This is a genomic window from Nostocoides sp., from assembly GCF_035343835.1.
GTDB classification, from domain to species: domain Bacteria; phylum Actinomycetota; class Actinomycetes; order Actinomycetales; family Dermatophilaceae; genus Nostocoides_A; species Nostocoides_A vanveenii.
This window is the reverse complement of sequence record NZ_DAOQZV010000152.1, coordinates 6,575-7,707: the sequence shown is the minus strand read 5'-3', so window position 1 is coordinate 7,707 and position 1,133 is coordinate 6,575. Positions and strand designations below refer to the sequence as shown.

The following is a 1,133-nucleotide window of genomic DNA, read 5'->3' as shown; positions in this document are numbered from 1 at the left end:
GTGGACGGGTCAGCCGGTGCGCGCCGCGCCCTGGCGGTCATCGCCGGGCGCGGCCAGGTCGCCCGGATCGACCATCCCCTCGGCGGGGCGCGCCGTCACGAGGCGAGTCGCGGCCGCAACGGCACGTTCGACGAACTCCAGGCGCGCCCGCACCTGCAACTCCGCGGCCGCGACGAGTAGTTCACCCAATCGCTCGTCGGCCCCGGCCGGCCGTGCCCTTCGTGCCTCGGCCAGATTGCGCAACTCCTGCAACAGATCTCGACGCACCACCCGCAGCGTCGCGTCGAGAATGTCGGGGTGTCCCAGCCGGCTGGCCGCCATCACCTTCAGGATGAGATCGTCCCGGTAGCCCGCGGAAGCACCCTCCGACTCCAGCAGCCACCGGTCGAGTTCCTCGCGCCCGGGTGTCGTCAGGGCCTCGACGACCCGGTCGGGGCGGTGGGCCTGCTGCTCGGCGTTCGCCACCGCATACCCGTCGCGGACGAGCCGGCCGAGCACCTGATAGACGTGCCCGATGTTGAGGCCGCCCCATTGCGGTCCCATCGTCTTCGAAGCGCGCCTTGAGGTCGTACCCATGGCGCGGGCCATCGACGAGTAGCGCGAGGACGGCATGGTGCAGGGCCATGCGGAGAGTATGGACGCACCTCCGCTTGTGGACCGGCTGGCGAGGCGGGGCGCGCTCGGGCCGGAGGGCTATGACAAAGCGCTCAACCGCGAACTGATCGACGCCCACGGAACTCCCTCCGGCAGCGGCACCTTCGACTCGGACACCGCCTATCGCGACCTCCTCGACGCGATGGCGACGCCGGCCACCGAAGGCAAGTACTACGCCCGAAGCGTCTTGCGCATCCAGCGCACCAGTTCGGTCACTCTCACCGCCGACGCCAGCGGGCGCTTCGTCCCCGGGCCCCGGCGGAGGACGACGACCTGGGCTGGGGCGTCAGCGATCTGACCGGCGATGTCGCCGACTCGGTCATCCCACCCGGCGGGGATGACGCGCGCCTGCGCACGCTCGCCGGCTACTTCGCCTCCCCAGCCCTCAATCCGCCGGCGCTGGTCAAGGTCGGCGTGTTCGACGCACTCAAACTTCCGGGCAGCACTTCGCTCGGGCGGGTGCCGCTGGGCACCTTCGC

The 1,133-nt window shown here is 71.1% G+C and carries 2 protein-coding genes; one reads left to right on the top strand and one right to left on the bottom strand.

Features of this window, described 5'->3' with window-relative positions:
• Positions 1-9: 9 nt before the first annotated feature.
• Positions 10-543, bottom strand: a complete 534-nt coding sequence (locus PKH97_RS11200) for a hypothetical protein (RefSeq protein ID WP_324387517.1) — start codon at positions 541-543, stop codon at positions 10-12.
• Positions 544-634: 91 nt separating this feature from the next.
• Between PKH97_RS11200 and PKH97_RS11195 the strand changes: the two genes are divergently transcribed.
• Positions 635-952 carry a hypothetical protein gene (locus PKH97_RS11195; protein ID WP_324387516.1) on the top strand — a complete coding sequence of 106 codons (318 nt, stop codon included), beginning with the start codon at positions 635-637 and terminating at the stop codon, positions 950-952.
• Positions 953-1,133: the final 181 nt, after the last annotated feature.

Excerpts from the sequence above, each read along its gene's own strand:
- PKH97_RS11200 (WP_324387517.1), bottom strand. The coding sequence starts at position 543 with ATGGGACCGCAATGGGGCGGCCTCAACATCGGGCACGTCTATCAGGTG.
- PKH97_RS11195 (WP_324387516.1), top strand. The coding sequence starts at position 635 with ATGGACGCACCTCCGCTTGTGGACCGGCTGGCGAGGCGGGGCGCGCTC.